The organism is Streptomyces sp. AHA2, assembly GCF_036857595.1.
Classification (GTDB): Bacteria; Actinomycetota; Actinomycetes; order Streptomycetales; family Streptomycetaceae; genus Streptomyces.
Genome location: NZ_JAUQWJ010000026.1, coordinates 41,447 through 56,635, shown reverse-complemented (window position 1 = coordinate 56,635; position 15,189 = coordinate 41,447). Strand labels below are relative to the sequence as shown.

At 72.6% G+C, this 15,189-nt stretch carries 14 protein-coding genes and 1 pseudogene; 8 read left to right on the top strand and 7 right to left on the bottom strand.

Going from position 1 to position 15,189, the window contains the following annotated elements:
• Positions 1 to 125 precede the first annotated feature (125 nt).
• On the bottom strand, positions 126 to 782 hold the full coding sequence (locus tag Q5694_RS31680) for a uridine kinase family protein (RefSeq protein ID WP_333936958.1): 657 nt from the start codon (positions 780 to 782) through the stop codon (positions 126 to 128).
• Positions 783 to 976: 194 nt separating this feature from the next.
• Here Q5694_RS31680 and Q5694_RS31675 point away from each other — a divergent pair, with 194 nt between their 5' ends.
• From Q5694_RS31675 to Q5694_RS31665, 3 genes are all read left to right on the top strand, one after another.
• A complete protein-coding gene (locus Q5694_RS31675) occupies positions 977 to 2,353 on the top strand; it encodes a peptidase C39 family protein (protein WP_333936957.1) in 1,377 nt (458 codons plus the stop codon).
• A 92-nt stretch (positions 2,354 to 2,445) separates the two neighbouring features.
• A complete protein-coding gene (locus tag Q5694_RS31670; RefSeq protein ID WP_333936956.1) occupies positions 2,446 to 2,598 on the top strand; it encodes an SCO1431 family membrane protein in 153 nt (50 codons plus the stop codon).
• A gap of 75 nt (positions 2,599 to 2,673) precedes the next feature.
• Positions 2,674 to 3,330 carry a TetR/AcrR family transcriptional regulator gene (locus Q5694_RS31665; protein ID WP_333936955.1) on the top strand — a complete coding sequence of 219 codons (657 nt, stop codon included), beginning with the start codon at positions 2,674 to 2,676 and terminating at the stop codon, positions 3,328 to 3,330.
• Between the two features lie 48 nt (positions 3,331 to 3,378).
• Here the strand turns inward: Q5694_RS31665 and Q5694_RS31660 are convergent, their stop codons facing one another.
• Positions 3,379 to 4,644, bottom strand: coding sequence for a glycoside hydrolase family 18 protein (locus tag Q5694_RS31660; protein WP_333936954.1), 1,266 nt, complete (start codon positions 4,642 to 4,644; stop codon positions 3,379 to 3,381).
• A gap of 330 nt (positions 4,645 to 4,974) precedes the next feature.
• On the opposite strand from Q5694_RS31660, the gene Q5694_RS31655 reads away from it, so the two are divergent.
• Positions 4,975 to 6,147: an acyl-CoA dehydrogenase family protein gene (locus tag Q5694_RS31655; protein ID WP_333936953.1), complete on the top strand. Its 1,173-nt coding sequence runs from the start codon at positions 4,975 to 4,977 to the stop codon at positions 6,145 to 6,147.
• Positions 6,148 to 6,545: 398 nt separating this feature from the next.
• Here Q5694_RS31655 and Q5694_RS31650 read toward each other — a convergent pair whose 3' ends face one another.
• Entirely contained in the window at positions 6,546 to 6,977 is a 432-nt protein-coding gene (locus tag Q5694_RS31650; protein ID WP_333936952.1) for a hypothetical protein, read from the bottom strand.
• 268 nt (positions 6,978 to 7,245) lie between these two features.
• On the opposite strand from Q5694_RS31650, the gene Q5694_RS31645 reads away from it, so the two are divergent.
• The 4 genes and pseudogenes from Q5694_RS31645 (at position 7,246) to fxsA (ending at position 11,616) form a co-directional block, all read left to right on the top strand.
• A complete protein-coding gene (locus tag Q5694_RS31645) occupies positions 7,246 to 7,686 on the top strand; it encodes an Lrp/AsnC family transcriptional regulator (protein WP_004002750.1) in 441 nt (146 codons plus the stop codon).
• Between the two features lie 100 nt (positions 7,687 to 7,786).
• Positions 7,787 to 9,388, top strand: a complete 1,602-nt coding sequence (locus Q5694_RS31640; protein WP_333936951.1) for an amidohydrolase — start codon at positions 7,787 to 7,789, stop codon at positions 9,386 to 9,388.
• Between the two features lie 532 nt (positions 9,389 to 9,920).
• Positions 9,921 to 10,724, top strand: a complete 804-nt coding sequence (locus Q5694_RS31635; protein ID WP_333936950.1) for a polyprenol monophosphomannose synthase — start codon at positions 9,921 to 9,923, stop codon at positions 10,722 to 10,724.
• 317 nt (positions 10,725 to 11,041) lie between these two features.
• A pseudogene (gene fxsA, locus Q5694_RS31630) lies at positions 11,042 to 11,616 on the top strand (FxsA family membrane protein).
• 104 nt (positions 11,617 to 11,720) lie between these two features.
• On the opposite strand, the gene Q5694_RS31625 reads toward fxsA, so the two are convergent.
• From Q5694_RS31625 to yczE, 4 genes are all read right to left on the bottom strand, one after another.
• Positions 11,721 to 12,095: an RNA polymerase-binding protein RbpA gene (locus tag Q5694_RS31625; RefSeq protein WP_003977404.1), complete on the bottom strand. Its 375-nt coding sequence runs from the start codon at positions 12,093 to 12,095 to the stop codon at positions 11,721 to 11,723.
• Between the two features lie 266 nt (positions 12,096 to 12,361).
• The gene (locus Q5694_RS31620) at positions 12,362 to 13,705 is read right to left on the bottom strand and encodes an MFS transporter (RefSeq protein ID WP_333936949.1); all 1,344 of its coding nucleotides are present in this window, start codon (positions 13,703 to 13,705) and stop codon (positions 12,362 to 12,364) included.
• A gap of 55 nt (positions 13,706 to 13,760) precedes the next feature.
• On the bottom strand, positions 13,761 to 14,528 hold the full coding sequence (locus Q5694_RS31615; protein ID WP_333936948.1) for a glycerophosphodiester phosphodiesterase: 768 nt from the start codon (positions 14,526 to 14,528) through the stop codon (positions 13,761 to 13,763).
• A complete protein-coding gene (gene yczE, locus Q5694_RS31610; RefSeq protein ID WP_333936947.1) occupies positions 14,525 to 15,178 on the bottom strand; it encodes a membrane protein YczE in 654 nt (217 codons plus the stop codon). The genes Q5694_RS31615 and yczE overlap by 4 nt, the downstream gene beginning before the upstream one ends.
• Positions 15,179 to 15,189: the final 11 nt, after the last annotated feature.

Sequence of the window (15,189 nt, the reverse complement as noted above, 5' to 3'; positions counted from 1 at the left end):
CCGGGGGCTTCGCGTCCACGGGCGGCCCACTGGGCCGCACATTGAGAACGTAAGACCTGTACGGCCCCCCGGTCAAGCCGAGTTGAGACACTCCGGGAAGTCGAACCGCAAGGGTCTTCACAACTTCAGCACACTGCGGGCGGTCCGTCACCCTCTGTGAAAAACCGGTCCGGTCCAGATCGTGCGGCCAGCCCCTCCAGCACCTCGTATCCCGTCTCCCGCCCCCGCACCAGCAGGTCGGCGAAGGGCCGCGAGGGGTCCTGCGCGAAATGCGCCTCCTCCGCCGGGACCCACCCGTCCCAGAACGCCCGCTGCTCCTCCCCGTCCCGCGAGCGCCCCCGCGCCCAGGCCACCTCGCACGGCACGTCCATCCACAACAGGAGCGCCAGACGAGGCCGCAGGGCACGGCGTCCCGCACCGACGCCCTCCAGGATCACCACCGGCGCCGGCGGCAGGGCCCGCGCGGGCCCGAAGCGGCGGGCCCGCCAGTCGTAGGGGGTGTAGTGGGCGCTCCGGCCGTGTGCGAGCGGTTCGATCACCTGCCGGCGCAGCCGCCCCGTCCAGGCGAACAGCTCCTCGTGGCTCGCGATGTCGTCCAGGCGCAGGACCGGGGCCCCACCGAGGGCCGCCGCCAAGTGCCCGGCGAACGTGGTCTTCCCGGAGCCGGCGTGCCCGTCGACGCCGACCAGGCGGACCGGGCCGCAGGAGGGGGGCAGGCGGCCGATCCGGGCGGCGAGGTCGCGGACGGCAGGCCCGGGCGCGGGGCGGAAGGGGGCGTTCATCTCGCGCAGCACTCTAGCGACGGGGTCCGGCGCGGGTGCCACTGGTCGACGCCAATATTGGTGGGCGCGGCGCGCGTCGAAGTGCTGGCAGTGCCCGGCGTGCTGTGCTCATATGTGGCCCACACACGTGTGTTCCCGACCGTGCAACGGACCTGCCCTCTCCTGCCCGACTCCGACATCCGGGGGTCCCCGCCATGAGCAGAGCCGAACAGCCGTCCCGCAGAACCGTCCTGGCCGCCGCGGTCGCCGCCGCCGTCGCGGCGAGTACGCGCCCGGCGTCCGCCGACCCCGAGAACGGCATGACCCCCGACACCGCAGATCCCGCCCGGGCGCTCCCCGGCGCCGTCGACAACCGGGCCTGGTTCTCGCACCAGGACTGGAGCGGCGGCACCGCCAAGGGCACCCGGGCCGTCGCGGGCACCCGCCCCGGCCTGGAGATCGCCAAGCCGGCGGGAACCCGTTCCTACACCGACCCGCACACCGGCATCACCGCCCGCTGGGAGTACGGCACCTGGACCTCGCCCACGCACCGGCTCACCGTCCCCGCGACCGAGGCGATCGTCTCCTGGAACGCGCGCACCCCGGCCGGCACCTGGATCCAGGCCGACATCAAGGGCACCTACACCGACGGCACGAGCACTCCCTGGTACGTGATGGGCCGCTGGGCCGCCGGCGACCGTGACATCCGGCGCACCTCGGTCGACGGCCAGAGCGACGGCCGCAGCACCGTCTGGACCGACACCCTGGCGATCGACGACCCGTCGGCGGGCCTGCGCCTGGCCGCCTACCGGCTGCGCCTGACGCTGTACCGCAAGCCGGGAGGGAAGGCCACGCCCACCGTGTGGCGGCTCGGCGCCATGGGCTCCGACGTGCCCGACCGGTTCACCGTCCCGGCTTCCACGCCCGGCCTCGCGAAGGAACTCGTCGTCCCGAGGTACTCCCAGGAGATCCACAAGGGCCAGTACCCCGAGTACGACAACGGCGGCGAGGCCTGGTGCAGCCCCACCTCCTCGCAGATGATCATCGAGTACTGGGGCGGCCGGCTCACCCCCGCCCAACTGGCGTGGGTCGACCCGTCGTTCGCGGATCCACAGGTCTGCCACGCGGCCCGGCACACCTACGACCACCAGTACGCCGGCTGCGGCAACTGGCCCTTCAACGTGGCGTACGCGGCCACTTTCGAGGACCTCCGGGGCGTGGTCACCCGGCTGGGTTCGCTGACCGACCTGGAGACGCTGATCGCGGCCGGTGTGCCGGCCATAACGTCCCAGTCCTTCCTGAAGGAGGAGCTGACCGGCGCCGGGTACGGCACCGCGGGGCACCTGATGACGGTCATCGGCTTCACCGCGGACGGCGACGTGATCGCCAACGACCCCGCGTCGGAGAGCAACGAGGCCGTGCGGCGCGTCTACCGGCGGCGCGAGTTCGAGAACATCTGGCTGCGGACCAAGCGGTACAACGCCTCCGGCAAGGTCGCCTCCGGCAGCGGCGGCGTCTGCTACCTGTACTTCCCGGCGCGCCCGACCGCGGCCCAGAGCGAGGCGCTGAACGCCGTGGGTGTGCGCGTGTGACCAAGCTCTCGGCCGCAAAAGCCGCCCGAGGTGGCAAGGTGGACACAGCCTCGGGGGGAAGTCCGACCGCACCACCGAACCAGCGAGACACCATGACCGCGCACTCCGCCACCGCCTCCGCCTCCGCCCCGCGTGCCCGCACCGGCGGCCCGCGGGAGGACGGACCGAAGATCGTCGAGCACGCCATGGGCTGGGCCCTGGTCGTGGTCGTCGCGATGCTCGTGACCCAGCTCGGACTGCTGTGACCTGACCCACGGACGGGGTGTGGGGCCTGCCATACTGCGGAGGTCCCGCCCCCGCCCGTGAGACCAGGGTCGCAAGTGAACATCAGCCCACAGCCCGCCTCCCGCCCCAGAGCCCGCGGGACGGAGCGCTCGACGGCACGTCGTGCCGAACTCATCGCCATCGGGCGGAGGTTGTTCGCCGACACGTCCTACGACGCCCTGTCGATGGACGACATCGCCCGGCAGGCGCACGTCGCCAAGGGGCTGATCTACTACTACTTCCAGTCCAAGCGCGGGTACTACCTGGCCATCATCCAGGACTCCGTCACCGAGCTGCTCAGGCTGGCGGCCGGCGGCCTCCAACTGCCCCCGGTCGACCGGGTCCAGCGCACGATCGACGGCTACTTGCACTACGCCGAGCACAATCAGGCCGCGTACCGCACGATCGTCAGCGGCGGTGTCGGCTTCGACGCCGAGGTGCACGCCCTGCGCGACGGGGTGCGCGAGTCCGTCGTGACAACGATCGCAGAGGGTGCCTACGGCCGCACCGACATCAGCCCGTTGGCCCGCATGGGGCTGCTGGCCTGGGTGTGCGGCGTCGAGGGCGCCACCCTGGAGTGGATCGACCGCCCGGACCTGGCCCGCGCGACCATGTGCGAGCTGCTGGTGAAGACGCTCGGCGGCGCCCTGCGCGCGATCGAGGAGCTGGACCGCGCCCACCCCGCCCCGCAGCCGTCCCGCCGCGGGGCATGAGTGAGGGGCGGAGGGGCCGCCACGGCCCCTCCGCCCCTCACTGCGGCCCTACTTGATGGCCTTGATCAGCTCACCGCCGGCGGTGTCGCCGCTCAGCTCCCAGAAGAAGGTCCCGCCGAGACCCTGCTGGTTCTTGTAGTTCATCTTGGTCGCGATGGTCGCCGGGGTGTCGTAACTCCACCAGTCGCTGCCGCACTTGGCGTACGCGGTGCCGGCCACCGTCCCCGTCGCCGGGCACTTGGTCTTGAGCACCTTGTAGTCCTCGATGCCCGGCTCGTAGGTGCCGGCCGCCGGGCCCGTGGCGGTGCCGCCGGGTGCGGCCTGGGTGACGCCGGTCCAGCCGCGGCCGTAGAAGCCGATGCCGAGCAGCAGCTTGGAGGCGGGGATGCCGAGGCCCTTCAGCTTGGCGATGGTCGCCGAGCTGTGGTTGTCCGCCTTGGGAATGCCGGCGTACGAGGTCAGCGGGGAGTGCGGTGCCGTCGGTCCGGCGGCGTCCCAGGCGCCGAAGAAGTCGTAGGTCATCGGGTTGTACCAGTCGACGTACTGGGCGGCGCCCGCGTAGTCGGCGGCGTCGATCTTGCCGCCCGGAGTGGCGTCGGCGGTGATCGCCGCGGTGACCAGGTTCTTCGAGCCGAACTTGGCGCGCAGTGCCTGCATCACGTTCTTGAAGGCCGCCTTGCCGCTGGTGTCGCAGGTGGCGCCGCAGGCGTTGGGGTACTCCCAGTCGATGTCGATGCCGTCGAAGACGTCGGCCCACTTGGAGTTCTCGACCAGGTCGTAGCAGGACTGGGCGAAGGCGGCCGGGTTCTTCGCGGCCTCGCCGAATCCGGCCGACCAGGTCCAGCCGCCGAAGGACCACAGCACCTTGAGGTTCGGGTGCTTCTGCTTCAGCTTGCGCAGCTGGTTGAAGTTGCCGCGCAGCGGCTGGTCCCAGGTGTCGGCCTTGCCGTCGACGGACTCGGCGGCGGTGTAGGCCCGGTCGGTGGCGGCGTAGGCGTCGCCCATGGCGCACTTGCCGCCGGTGACGTTGCCGAACGCGTAGTTGATGTGGGTCAGCTTGGCGCCCGAGCCGGACGTCTCGATGTTCTTGACGTAGTACTTGCGGTCGTAGGTGCCCCATTCGGTGAAGTACCCGAGGACCTTCGAGCCGGCGGCCTCGGCCCGGGGAGCGGCCTTCGAGCCGGCGGCGGCCTCCTGAGCCGAGGTCGCCGCGGTGGCGGAGGTGCCCGCGCCGGCGAGCAGACCGGCGCCCAGGACGGCGCAACAGGCCGCGGACACCATCGCCCGGAATCGGGAGGGGTGGGGGGTGTGCATCCGTGTCTCCTCGTGGGGGAGAGGAACACGCGCTCATTGGCATGAACGCGGTGAGTCGGTGGAGCGAAACAGTAGGAGGACTAGACCAGTTGGGTCAATGGTGCGGACCAATTTCGCCGCTCGGTCGATGCCCGGCCCTTTCCTGAAGTAAGCGGTCGTTAACTGGTGACGGGATGCCTCCGATCGGGCATACTCACAGCGCACAGCCGCTGGTCAGCAGCGTCCGCGACCCGGGACTGCAAGCATCGGCCAGGCACCAGATCGACCCGGCGGCGCCGCCCCCACCCTTGGGCCCGTCCGCCAGTGCCCGACAGGGAGGAGAGCGTCGCCATGCCCGACCGCGCCCCGCAGCCGGTGGACCGGCAACTGCCCACGGAGGAGGCCCGGGACCTCATCTCACTCGTCCGCGACATCGCGGCGCAGGAGATCGTCCCGAAGGCGGCCGAGGAGGAGGACGCCGGCCGCTTCCCGCGCGAGCTGTTCACCCTGCTCTCCCGCTCCGGCCTGCTCGGCCTGCCGTACGACTCGGAGTACGGCGGCGGCGACCAGCCCTACGAGGTGTACCTCCAGGTCCTGGAGGAGCTGGCCGCGGCCCGCCTCACCGTCGGCCTCGGCGTCAGCGTGCACTCCCTGGCCTGTTACGCCCTCGCCGCCCACGGCACCAAGGAGCAGCAGGTCGAGCACCTGCCGGCGATGCTCGGCGGCGGCCTGCTCGGCGCCTACTGCCTGTCCGAGCCGCACTCCGGATCGGACGCGGCGGCCCTGCGCACCAAGGCCGTGCGCGACGGCGACGACTGGGTCGTCACCGGCACCAAGGCCTGGATCACCCACGGCGGTGTCGCCGACTTCTACACGGTCATGGCCCGCACCGGCGGGGAGGGCCCGCGCGGGATCACGGCCTTCCTGGTGCCGGGCGACGCGGAGGGCGTGAGCGCGGCGCCGCCCGAGAAGAAGATGGGCATGAAGGGCTCGCCCACCGCCCAGGTGCACTTCGACGGTGTCCGGGTCTCCGACGACCGGCGCATCGGCGAGGAGGGGCACGGCTTCGCCATCGCCCTGTCGTCCCTCGACTCGGGACGGCTCGGGATCTCCGCGTGCGCGATCGGCGTGGCGCAGGCGGCGCTCGACGAGGCGACGGCGTACGCGGTCGAGCGGCGCCAGTTCGGCAAGCCGATCGCCGACTTCCAGGGCCTGCGCTTCATGCTCGCCGACATGGCGACGCAGATCGAGGCGGGCCGCGCGCTGTACCTCGCGGCGGCACGGCTGCGGGACGCGGGCCGGCCGTTCGCCCGGCAGGCGGCCATGGCCAAGCTGTTCTGCACCGACACGGCGATGCGCGTCACCACCGACGCCGTGCAGGTCCTCGGCGGCTACGGATACACCGCCGACTTCCCGGCCGAGCGCTACATGCGCGAGGCCAAGGTGCTGCAGATCGTCGAGGGCACCAACCAGATCCAGCGGATGGTCATCGCCCGCCATCTCGTGGGTCCAGAGGGGCGCTGAACTGGTCGAGTCCCCGCCACGGGGCCGCCAGCCGCATCCACTCCGGGTCGTGCCGGCCCGGCAGGGTGCGACCGCCCTCGGCCCAGGTCCGCATCAGATCACGGAAGATCGGCGGGTCCTGGTAGCGGGGCGGAACGGGCCGAAGCGATTCTGCGGGCGGCGGCACGTACAGGAGGCGCTGACGCCCGGTCGCTGAGGAGATGGGGGTCATACCAGGACAACGCGGCGAAGGCCGGACAGGTCACCGGGGCACGGAATCGGCCGTGCGTTCAGCGACGTCCGGGCTGCCGTCCCCCATGCGCGATCCGGCCGCACCGGCCCCGCACCACGGCGGTCCCGCGGGGACCGTGGTGCGGGGGAGTCGGGCGACGGGTGCGCGCGGGCGGGAAGACCCGCGCTCAGGCCGCGCGGCGCATGACGGGGACCCTGATCGGGCGCGAGCCCGGGCCGCCGACGTGCGAGAAGGGCTGCGTCCGCCAGTCCAGTCCCTGAGGAAGCGTCAGGAGCAGGGCGGTGTCCTGCTCCTGGGGCTCCACCGACTCGTCGGCAGGGCGGGCGTCGGAGGCCCTGCGGCCGGTGCCGGCACAGACCGTGAGCCCGAACGGGTTCCACGGCGAGGCGCACAGCGCGTGCTCCGGCAGGACTTCCTCGTCCGCCAGCAGCGCGATGGGCTGCGCGCAGTCCGGGCAGACCACCCGGAACATCTCGAACGTGTCGTAGGCGTCGAGTTCGTCGTCGAAGGCGTCGGGTTCGACACCCTCCGGCTCGGGCTCGACGACGGGCTGCTGGCGCTTGGGTGCGGTGCGACCAGGGCGCTTGAGACTCTGCATTGGGTTCTCCCCCTCGGGCTGGGCCGTATCAGGCACTGCGGCCTCGACCACAGCAAGCACTTCCCGTCGCCCCCGGGTGGTAATCACGGGAACATCACGGAGACTGTTCGAGTGATGTGGCGTTCGTCACATCGCCGGTCCGGGTGTCCGCTGCGGCGCATTTGTCCCCCGGACGGGCGACCCTCCCGTTCCCGCGCGGCATCAACCGGCCATGACCTGGACTCCTCGGCTATCCGAGGAGATCAAGCGCCCTGTAGGTTCTAGCGCCATGGAGGAGCTGGACCGACAGATCGTGCAGCTGCTCGTCAAGGACGGGCGGATGAGCTACACCGACCTGGGCAAGGCCACCGGCCTGTCCACCTCGGCCGTGCACCAGCGGGTGCGGCGGCTGGAGCAGCGGGGTGTCATCCGCGGCTACGCGGCGGTCGTCGACCCCGAAGCGGTGGGCCTGCCGATGACGGCGTTCATCTCGGTGAAGCCGTTCGACCCCAGCGCGCCGGACGACATCGCGGACCGGCTGGCCGGAGTACCCGAGATCGAGGCGTGCCACAGTGTCGCCGGGGACGAGAACTACATCCTCAAGGTGCGGGTCGCCACGCCGCACGAGCTGGAGGAGCTGCTCGCCCGGCTGCGGTCCCTGGCCGGGGTGTCCACGCGGACGACGGTGGTCCTGTCGACGCCGTACGAGGCCCGGCCGCCCAGGATCTGACCCGCCGGGCGCCGTTCCTCCGGGCGGACCGGCAAGCGGCCGGGCGGTTCCCGCGCCCCTGATCGACTCGGGACACCGCGCCCCTGTGACACTGTTGCCCATGAGTGAGTCCCCCGCGCCGCCGAAGACCGTCCTGCTCCGCCGTGGAGAGGTCCACAGTCCCGCCGATCCCTTCGCCACCGCGATGGTGGTCGAGCGCGGGCAGGTCGCCTGGGTGGGGTCCGAGGGCGCCGCCGACGCCTTCGCCGACGGGGTCGACGAGGTCGTCGATCTCGACGGCGCGCTGGTCACCCCCGCCTTCACCGACGCACACGTGCACACCACCGCCACCGGCCTCGCCCTGACGGGGCTCGACCTGTCGGGCGCGCCCACCCTCGAAGCCGCCCTCGCCCTGGTGCGCGAGTTCGCCGCCGCCCGGCCGCACGACCGCGTGCTGCTCGGCCACGGCTGGGACGCCGCCCGCTGGCCCGGTGGCCGGCCCCCGACCCGCGCCGAACTCGACGAGGCCACCGGGCACCGCCCCCTCTACCTCAGCCGGATCGACGTGCACTCGGCGGTCGTCACCACGGCGCTGCTCGATCTCGTCCCGGCGGCGGGACGCGAGGACGGACCGCTCACGGCCGACGCCCACCACGCCGTGCGGGCCGCCGCGTTCGGCGCCGTCACCGAGGGACAGCGCACCGAGGCTCAGCGGGCCGCGCTGGCGCACGCCGTCTCCCTCGGCATCGGCACCGTCCACGAGTGCGCCGGCCCCGAGATCTCCTCGGAGGACGACTTCACCGGCCTGCTGGATCTCGCCGCCCGGGAGAGCGGCCCGCGCGTCGTCGGCTACTGGGCCGAGCAGGACGTCGCCAAGGCCCGGGAACTGGGGGCGATCGGCGCCGCGGGCGATCTCTTCGTCGACGGCGCCCTGGGCTCGCACACCGCCTGCCTGCACCAGCCGTACGCAGACGCCGCGCACACCGGCTGGGCGTACCTCGACGCCGCCGCGGTCGCCGCGCACGTCGTGGCGTGCACGGAGGCGGGTCTGCAGGCCGGTTTCCACGCCATCGGCGACGCGGCCGTGGACGCCGTGGTCGACGGGGTGCGCGCCGCGGCCGGGCACCTGGGCCTCGCCCGCGTCCGGGCCGCCCGGCACCGCGTCGAGCACGCCGAGATGCTCACCCCGCAGGCCGTCGCGGCCTTCGCCGAGCTGGGCCTGACCGCCTCCGTCCAGCCCGCCTTCGACGCCCTGTGGGGCGGCGACGAGGGCATGTACGCCCAGCGCCTCGGGGTGGAGCGGGCACGGACCCTGAATCCGTTCGCCGCCCTGCTGCGCGCCGGGGTCCCGCTCGCCTTCGGGTCGGACAGCCCCGTCACCCCGCTCGACCCCTGGGGCACGGTCCGCGCGGCCGCCTTCCACCGCACGCCGGAGCACCGCGTCTCCGTGCGCGCCGCGTTCACGGCGCACACGCGCGGCGGCTGGCGGGCGGTGGGCCGCGACGACGCCGGCGTCCTGGTCCCGGGCGCACCCGCCGACTACGCCGTGTGGCGCACCGGCGAGCTGGTGGTCCAGGCACCGGACGACCGGGTCGCCCGCTGGTCCACCGACCCGCGCTCCGGCACCCCGGGCCTGCCCGACCTCACCCCGGGCCGTGACCTGCCCGTATGTCTGCGCACGGTGGTCGGTGGCCGCACGGTCTTCGTACGGCCGGGCGAGTGATCTACGGGGGTGGCGCGTGGGAAATAGCGCGCCACGCCCCCGGCGCGCGACCTGCGCGTCCTCTGCCCTGACCAGCGCGGGGAGGCGGAACGGGCAGGTCGGAGGGCTGTTGACAGGCAGCCGCGGACTGCCGGTAGGTTCTGCCGAGTCCACCACCGGACGCCCGACCGGGAACGTCCGAGCACTCGCCGCGGCACCGCCGGGTCAGGGACGGTGTGCCGCACCGGGGCACCGCCACTGGGAGCCAGGCTCAGGCCGGAGCCGCGCCGAGGGAACGTTCCGGCCGGTCGGGGAGGTGTGACCCGGGTGGGGCCCGGGCGCTCAGTAGACAACGGCTTTCGGTCGATCCGCAGCCAGCGGATCCCAGGTCGGCCCGAAGGGCGCCGGGCCCCCATTCGTCGTACACCCTTCCGGAGGAGGCGTTCGCGTCCACCTCTCGCGGTCCCGACACGACAATTCGAACGTCCGGTCACGTCATCGCAGGCCGGGCGCACTATGGTGGACCCCTGAACGAGGACATGAAGGGGCATCAGTGAACGACGGCGACGGAACCCTCGCGGCAGGGGCCCAGGGGAGGAAGTTCGGCCCGCTCGGCACGGTCTTGGTGATCATCCCGACCTACAACGAGGCGGAGAACGTCAAGAGCATCGTCGGCCGGGTGCGGGGGGCCGTCCCCGAGGCGCACGTCCTCGTGGCCGACGACAACAGCCCGGACGGCACCGGCAAGCTGGCCGACGAGCTGACCGTCCAGGACGACCACGTCCACGTGCTGCACCGCAAGGGCAAGGAGGGCCTCGGCGCCGCCTACCTCGCGGGTTTCCGCTGGGGTCTGGAGCGCGGCTACGGCGTGCTGGTCGAGATGGACGCCGACGGTTCCCACCAGCCCGAGGAACTGCCCCGTCTGCTCACCGCCCTCAAGGGCGCCGACCTCGTGCTCGGCTCGCGCTGGGTGCCCGGCGGCCGCGTGGTGAACTGGCCCCGGTCCCGCGAGGTCATCTCCCGGGGCGGCAGTCTCTACTCCCGGCTGGCGCTCGATCTGCCGCTGCGTGACATCACCGGCGGTTACCGGGCCTTCCGCCGGGAGACCCTGGAGGGCCTCGGCCTCGACGAGGTCGCCTCCCAGGGCTACTGCTTCCAGGTCGACCTGGCCCGCCGCGCCGTCAAGGCCGGCTACCACGTCGTCGAGGTGCCGATCACGTTCGTCGAGCGCGAGCTGGGCGACTCCAAGATGAGCCGGGACATCCTCGTCGAGGCGCTGTGGCGGGTCACGGCGTGGGGCGTGGGGGAGAGGGTCGGCAAGGCGACGGGCCGCGGCGCCAAGCCCCCCAAGGCCTAGCCGCCGCACCCGCTGCTCGTCGCGGGGCACCGGCGAAGGGGGGCGCCCGGGCGCGTTCCTGACCGGCGGTCCGTGGCCGGCGCCCGGCGGGTCCGCCGCCGGGAGCAACGTGCGGCCGTCCGAACGGTTTCGCTCCGTCACCGGAGAGTGCGGGCGCGAGGCCCGAACGACCGCGGAGGCGGCGAGCCGTCAGGCGCCGGTGCCGCCGGGCGGCACGCCCGGCCCGCGCGTCGCGCTCGCGGCTCCGAGCGCCCCGCACAGGAACCCCTGGCCGGGCGCTTATCCCGTGCTGAGCCGGGGCCAGGCACACTGGGGGCATGACGACTGGCGCTCAGACCCCCTACTCCGCTCCGCCCCGGCGCTCCCGGCTGCGTACGTTCCTGCCGCTGGGCGTCGCCGTGTGGCTCGTGCTGGAGTCTGGCTGCTCACGCTGGTCGCCGGGGCGTCGAGCGCACTGGTGGTGCTGCTCGTGCTGCTGGCCGGGGTCGCCGCCGGCTCGGTGGTGATCAAGCGGGCCGGGCGGCGCGCGTTCCGCAGCCTTTCCGAGACGCTGCAACAGCAGCAGAGCGGGACGGCACCCGCCGGGGCCCGGCCGGCCGGCGAGGGCAACGGCCTGATGATGCTGGGCGGCCTGCTCCTGATCATCCCGGGGCTGTTGTCGGACGCGGTGGGCCTGCTCCTGCTGCTGCCGCCGGTGCAGAGGGCCGTGAGCCGCTCCGCCGAGCGCACCTTCGAGCGCAAGCTCCGCGAGGCCGACCCGGGCACGCTGGGCGGGGTCTTCCGGCAGGCGCGCATCCACCAGCCGGACGGCAAGGTCGTCCAGGGCGAGGTCGTCCGCGACGAGCCGGGCGGTGACGCCCCGCAGCAGCCGCGCCCGCCGCTGACGCACTGACCCGCCCGGGGGAACCGGAGCACGACAAACCGAGGGCGCCGTACGAACCGTACGGCGCCCTCGGTTACTGACGTGCGCTGATCAATCGACCAGGCCGGGTCGGGTCAGGCCGACTTGCGGCTGTCCCGGGGATGAACAGCGATGTTCATCGCACCGGAGCGCAGAACCGCCAGACGCTCCTCGAGGACCTCTTCGAGCTCCTCACGGGTGCGCCGCTCCATCAGCATGTCCCAATGCGTACGCGCGGGCTTGGCCTTCTTCTCTTCCGGGCCGTCGCCGTCCACCAGGAGTGCCTGGGCCCCGCAGACCTTGCACTCCCACTCCGGCGGGATCTCCGCCTCGACCGAGAAGGGCATCTCGAAGCGGTGCCCCTTCTCGCATGCGTACTCCACGGCCTGGCGCGGGGCCAGGTCGATGCCGCGGTCCGTCTCGTAGCTGGTCACCACGAGGCGCGTGCCGCGAAGAGCTCGCTCACTCATGAATCGTGCCTCCCGGGCTTGTCGCCCACAGGACAGGTGTCGCTGTCGTCGTCATCCGGTCAACGTCCGGTCGGCGGTAAAGATTCCCGTTCCGAGTCCCGTTCCGGGTCATGCGTCGCCGTCGTAGCCGCCCTTGTTGTACCCACCAGCGCCCGGTTTGTCACATCTGATACCAGATGTAACCCAGCGTTTCGACATCTTTGACGCGCAGTAACGGTACGCCTGGCAGGCCAAACGCGTACACTACCGCCCTTTCGCGTTCAGTGCTAAATCCGGTCCGGAACCGGGTTCCCCGCTTCCTCGATCGCACGCCGGACCGGCACCCGGGCGAGCAGCACGAACCCGAGCACGAAGAAGGCCACCAGCGAGATGATCGCGTCCCGGTAACTGCCGGTGACCTGGTAGGTCAGCCCGAACAGCAGCGGCCCGAGCCAGCTCATGCCGCGGTCGCTCACCTCGTACGCGGAGAAGTACTCGGCCTCCTTGCCGGGCGGGACCAGGTGGGAGAACAGGGAGCGGGACAGCGCCTGGCTGCCGCCGAGGACCAGTCCGATCCCGCCGGCCAGGACGAAGAACCACAGCGGGGCCCCGGCGGGGAGGAAGTATCCGGCCGCCAGGGTCAGCGTCCACGCGACCAGCGAGCCGAGGATCGTCCGCTTGGCGCCGTAGGTGTGGGCCAGCCGGCCCATCGCCAGTGCCCCGGCCACCGCCAGTACCTGCACCAGCAGGACCGCGCCGATGAGGGTGGACTGGCCGAGGCCCAGTTCTCTGGAGCCGTAGACCGAGGCCTGGGAGATCACCGTCTGGACGCCGTCGTTGTAGACGAGGTAGGCGAGCAGGAAGGCGAGGGTCAGCGGGTGGCGGCGCATGTCCCGGATCGTCGCCGCCAGCTGCCTGAACCCCGGCAGGGCCGCCTCGCGCCGGGACGCGGCGCGGTCGCGCAGCCGTGTCAGCGGGACGAGGGCGAAGGCGCCCCACCACAGGCCGGCCGACGCCAGGCAGATGCGCACCGCCGTGCTCTCGGAGACGCCGAAGCGCTCGTGCCCGGTGTAGAGCACCAGGTTGGCGACCAGGACCAGCGAACCGGCCGCGTAGCCGAAGGCCCAGCCCCGGGAGGAGACCGCGTCGCGCTGCTCGGGCGGGGCGATCTGCGGCAGGTAGGAGTTGTACAGCATCATCGCCACCGACTGGGCGGCGTTCGCCACGACCAGGAGGGCGCCGCCGAGCAGGTAGCGGTCGCCGGCCAGGAAGAACATGGCGGTCGTCGCCCCGGCGCCGGTGTACGCGGCGGCCGCGAGCAGGGGCTTCTTGCGGCCCGTGCGGTCGGCGGCGGCGCCCACCAGCGGCATCACCAGCACCGCCACGATCACCGACAGCGACACCGAGTAGGCGAAGAACGACCCGGCGCGCACCGGGATGCCCAGGGGGTGGACGTAGCCGTCGGCGTCGGCGGCCGACTCGGCCACCGACGTGAGATAGGGGCCGAGGAAGACGGTGAGCACGCTCGTGGAGTAGACCGAGCAGGCCCAGTCGTAGAAGTACCAGCCGCGCTGCTCGCGTCTGAGTTCCGCCCCGCCGGCCGGCGGCGTCCGCACGGTGTCCGTACCCACCCGTGCCCTCGCTTCCCCGTGAAACGCGCGCAGCCGGCCGAGCGAGCCCGGGGTCTCAGACCCAGACGCCGCGGTCCTCCATGACCTTGCGCAGTGTGTCGATGTGATCGGTCATGATGCCATCCACGCCGAGGTCCAGGAGCCGGTGCATGCTCTCCGGTTCGTTCACGGTCCACACGTGCACCTGGAGCCCGCGCGTGTGGGCCGCGCGGACGAAGCGGCCGTCCACGACCTGGATGCCGGACTGCGCCTCGGGCACCTGCGCGGCCACCGCCGAGCGGCGCACCGCCGCAGGCAGCCCCCAGGAACGCAGCCGCAGGCCGAGCACGCCCCGGGTGCCGTAGGACGTGGCCAGGCGGGGGCCGGCCAGCCGCTGGGCGCGCACCACGCGGGCCTCGGAGAACGAGCCGAGGCAGATCCGGTCCCAGGAGTCCGTGCGGCCGACCAGGTCGAGGAAGGGCAGCAGGGCGGACTCCGACTTCACGTCCACGTTCCAGCGCACGTCGGGGAAGGTCTCCAGCAGCTCCTCGAAGAGGGGGAGGGGCTCCACGCCCGCCACCCGCGCCTGCCGCACCTCCTGCCAGGGCAGGTCGGAGATCCGGCCCGCGCCGTCCGTGACCCGGTCCAGGGTCGTGTCGTGGAAGGCGACGAGCCTGCCGTCGCGAGTGGTGTGGACGTCGGTCTCGAGGTACCGGTAGCCCGCCTCGACGGCGCACCGGAACTGGCGCACCGTGTTCTCCAGGCCGTCCGCCGCCCCGCCCCGGTGGGCGAAGGGGATCGGGCCGGGATGGTCGAGGTAGGGATGGCGTATCCGCGGGGTCACGGACGCAGTATCGCCCCTCGGGGTTGACCGGTGGCAACGACCGCGCTGCCGGCGGGCGCCGCGGGGACGGCGAACACCCGCAGGAACACCTGCGCCAGCGGGCCGATCGCCACGGCGTACAGCAGCGTCCCGATGCCGACGGTGCCGCCCAGGACGAAGCCCGTCGCCACGAGGGTCAGCTCGATGCCCGTGCGCACCAGACGGATCGAGACGCCGGTGCGCTGGTGCAGTCCGGTCATCAGCCCGTCGCGCGGCCCGGGGCCGAAGCGGGCCGCGATGTAGAGGCCGGTCGCCGCCCCGTTGAGGACGATCCCCCCGACCATCAGGCCCACCCGCAGCGGCCAGCCGTGCGCGTCCGGCACCAGCGCCAGGGTCGCGTCCATGGCCATGCCGATCACCAGGACGTTGGAGACCGTGCCCAGGCCCGGCCGCTGACGCAGCGGGATCCAGGCGAGCAGCACCGCGGCGCCCACGATCGTGAGGACGACGCCGATGGACAGCCCGGTGAGTTCGGCGAGGCCCTGGTGCAGCACGTTCCACGGTTCCAGGCCCAGCCCGGAACGGACGAGCAGCGCCGAACTCGCCCCGTACAGCGCGAGTCCGGCGTAGAGCTGGACGAGCCGCCGGGCGAGATGCCCCCGCGTGGCCATGTGGTGCCCCC

Excerpts from the sequence above, each read along its gene's own strand:
- Q5694_RS31660 (WP_333936954.1), bottom strand. The coding sequence starts at position 4,644 with ATGCACACCCCCCACCCCTCCCGATTCCGGGCGATGGTGTCCGCGGCC.
- Q5694_RS31655 (WP_333936953.1), top strand. The coding sequence starts at position 4,975 with ATGCCCGACCGCGCCCCGCAGCCGGTGGACCGGCAACTGCCCACGGAG.
- Q5694_RS31650 (WP_333936952.1), bottom strand. The coding sequence starts at position 6,977 with ATGCAGAGTCTCAAGCGCCCTGGTCGCACCGCACCCAAGCGCCAGCAG.
- Q5694_RS31680 (WP_333936958.1), bottom strand. The coding sequence starts at position 782 with ATGAACGCCCCCTTCCGCCCCGCGCCCGGGCCTGCCGTCCGCGACCTC.
- yczE (WP_333936947.1), bottom strand. The coding sequence starts at position 15,178 with ATGGCCACGCGGGGGCATCTCGCCCGGCGGCTCGTCCAGCTCTACGCC.
- Q5694_RS31625 (WP_003977404.1), bottom strand. The coding sequence starts at position 12,095 with ATGAGTGAGCGAGCTCTTCGCGGCACGCGCCTCGTGGTGACCAGCTAC.
- Q5694_RS31640 (WP_333936951.1), top strand. The coding sequence starts at position 7,787 with ATGAGTGAGTCCCCCGCGCCGCCGAAGACCGTCCTGCTCCGCCGTGGA.
- Q5694_RS31645 (WP_004002750.1), top strand. The coding sequence starts at position 7,246 with ATGGAGGAGCTGGACCGACAGATCGTGCAGCTGCTCGTCAAGGACGGG.
- Q5694_RS31675 (WP_333936957.1), top strand. The coding sequence starts at position 977 with ATGAGCAGAGCCGAACAGCCGTCCCGCAGAACCGTCCTGGCCGCCGCG.
- Q5694_RS31670 (WP_333936956.1), top strand. The coding sequence starts at position 2,446 with ATGACCGCGCACTCCGCCACCGCCTCCGCCTCCGCCCCGCGTGCCCGC.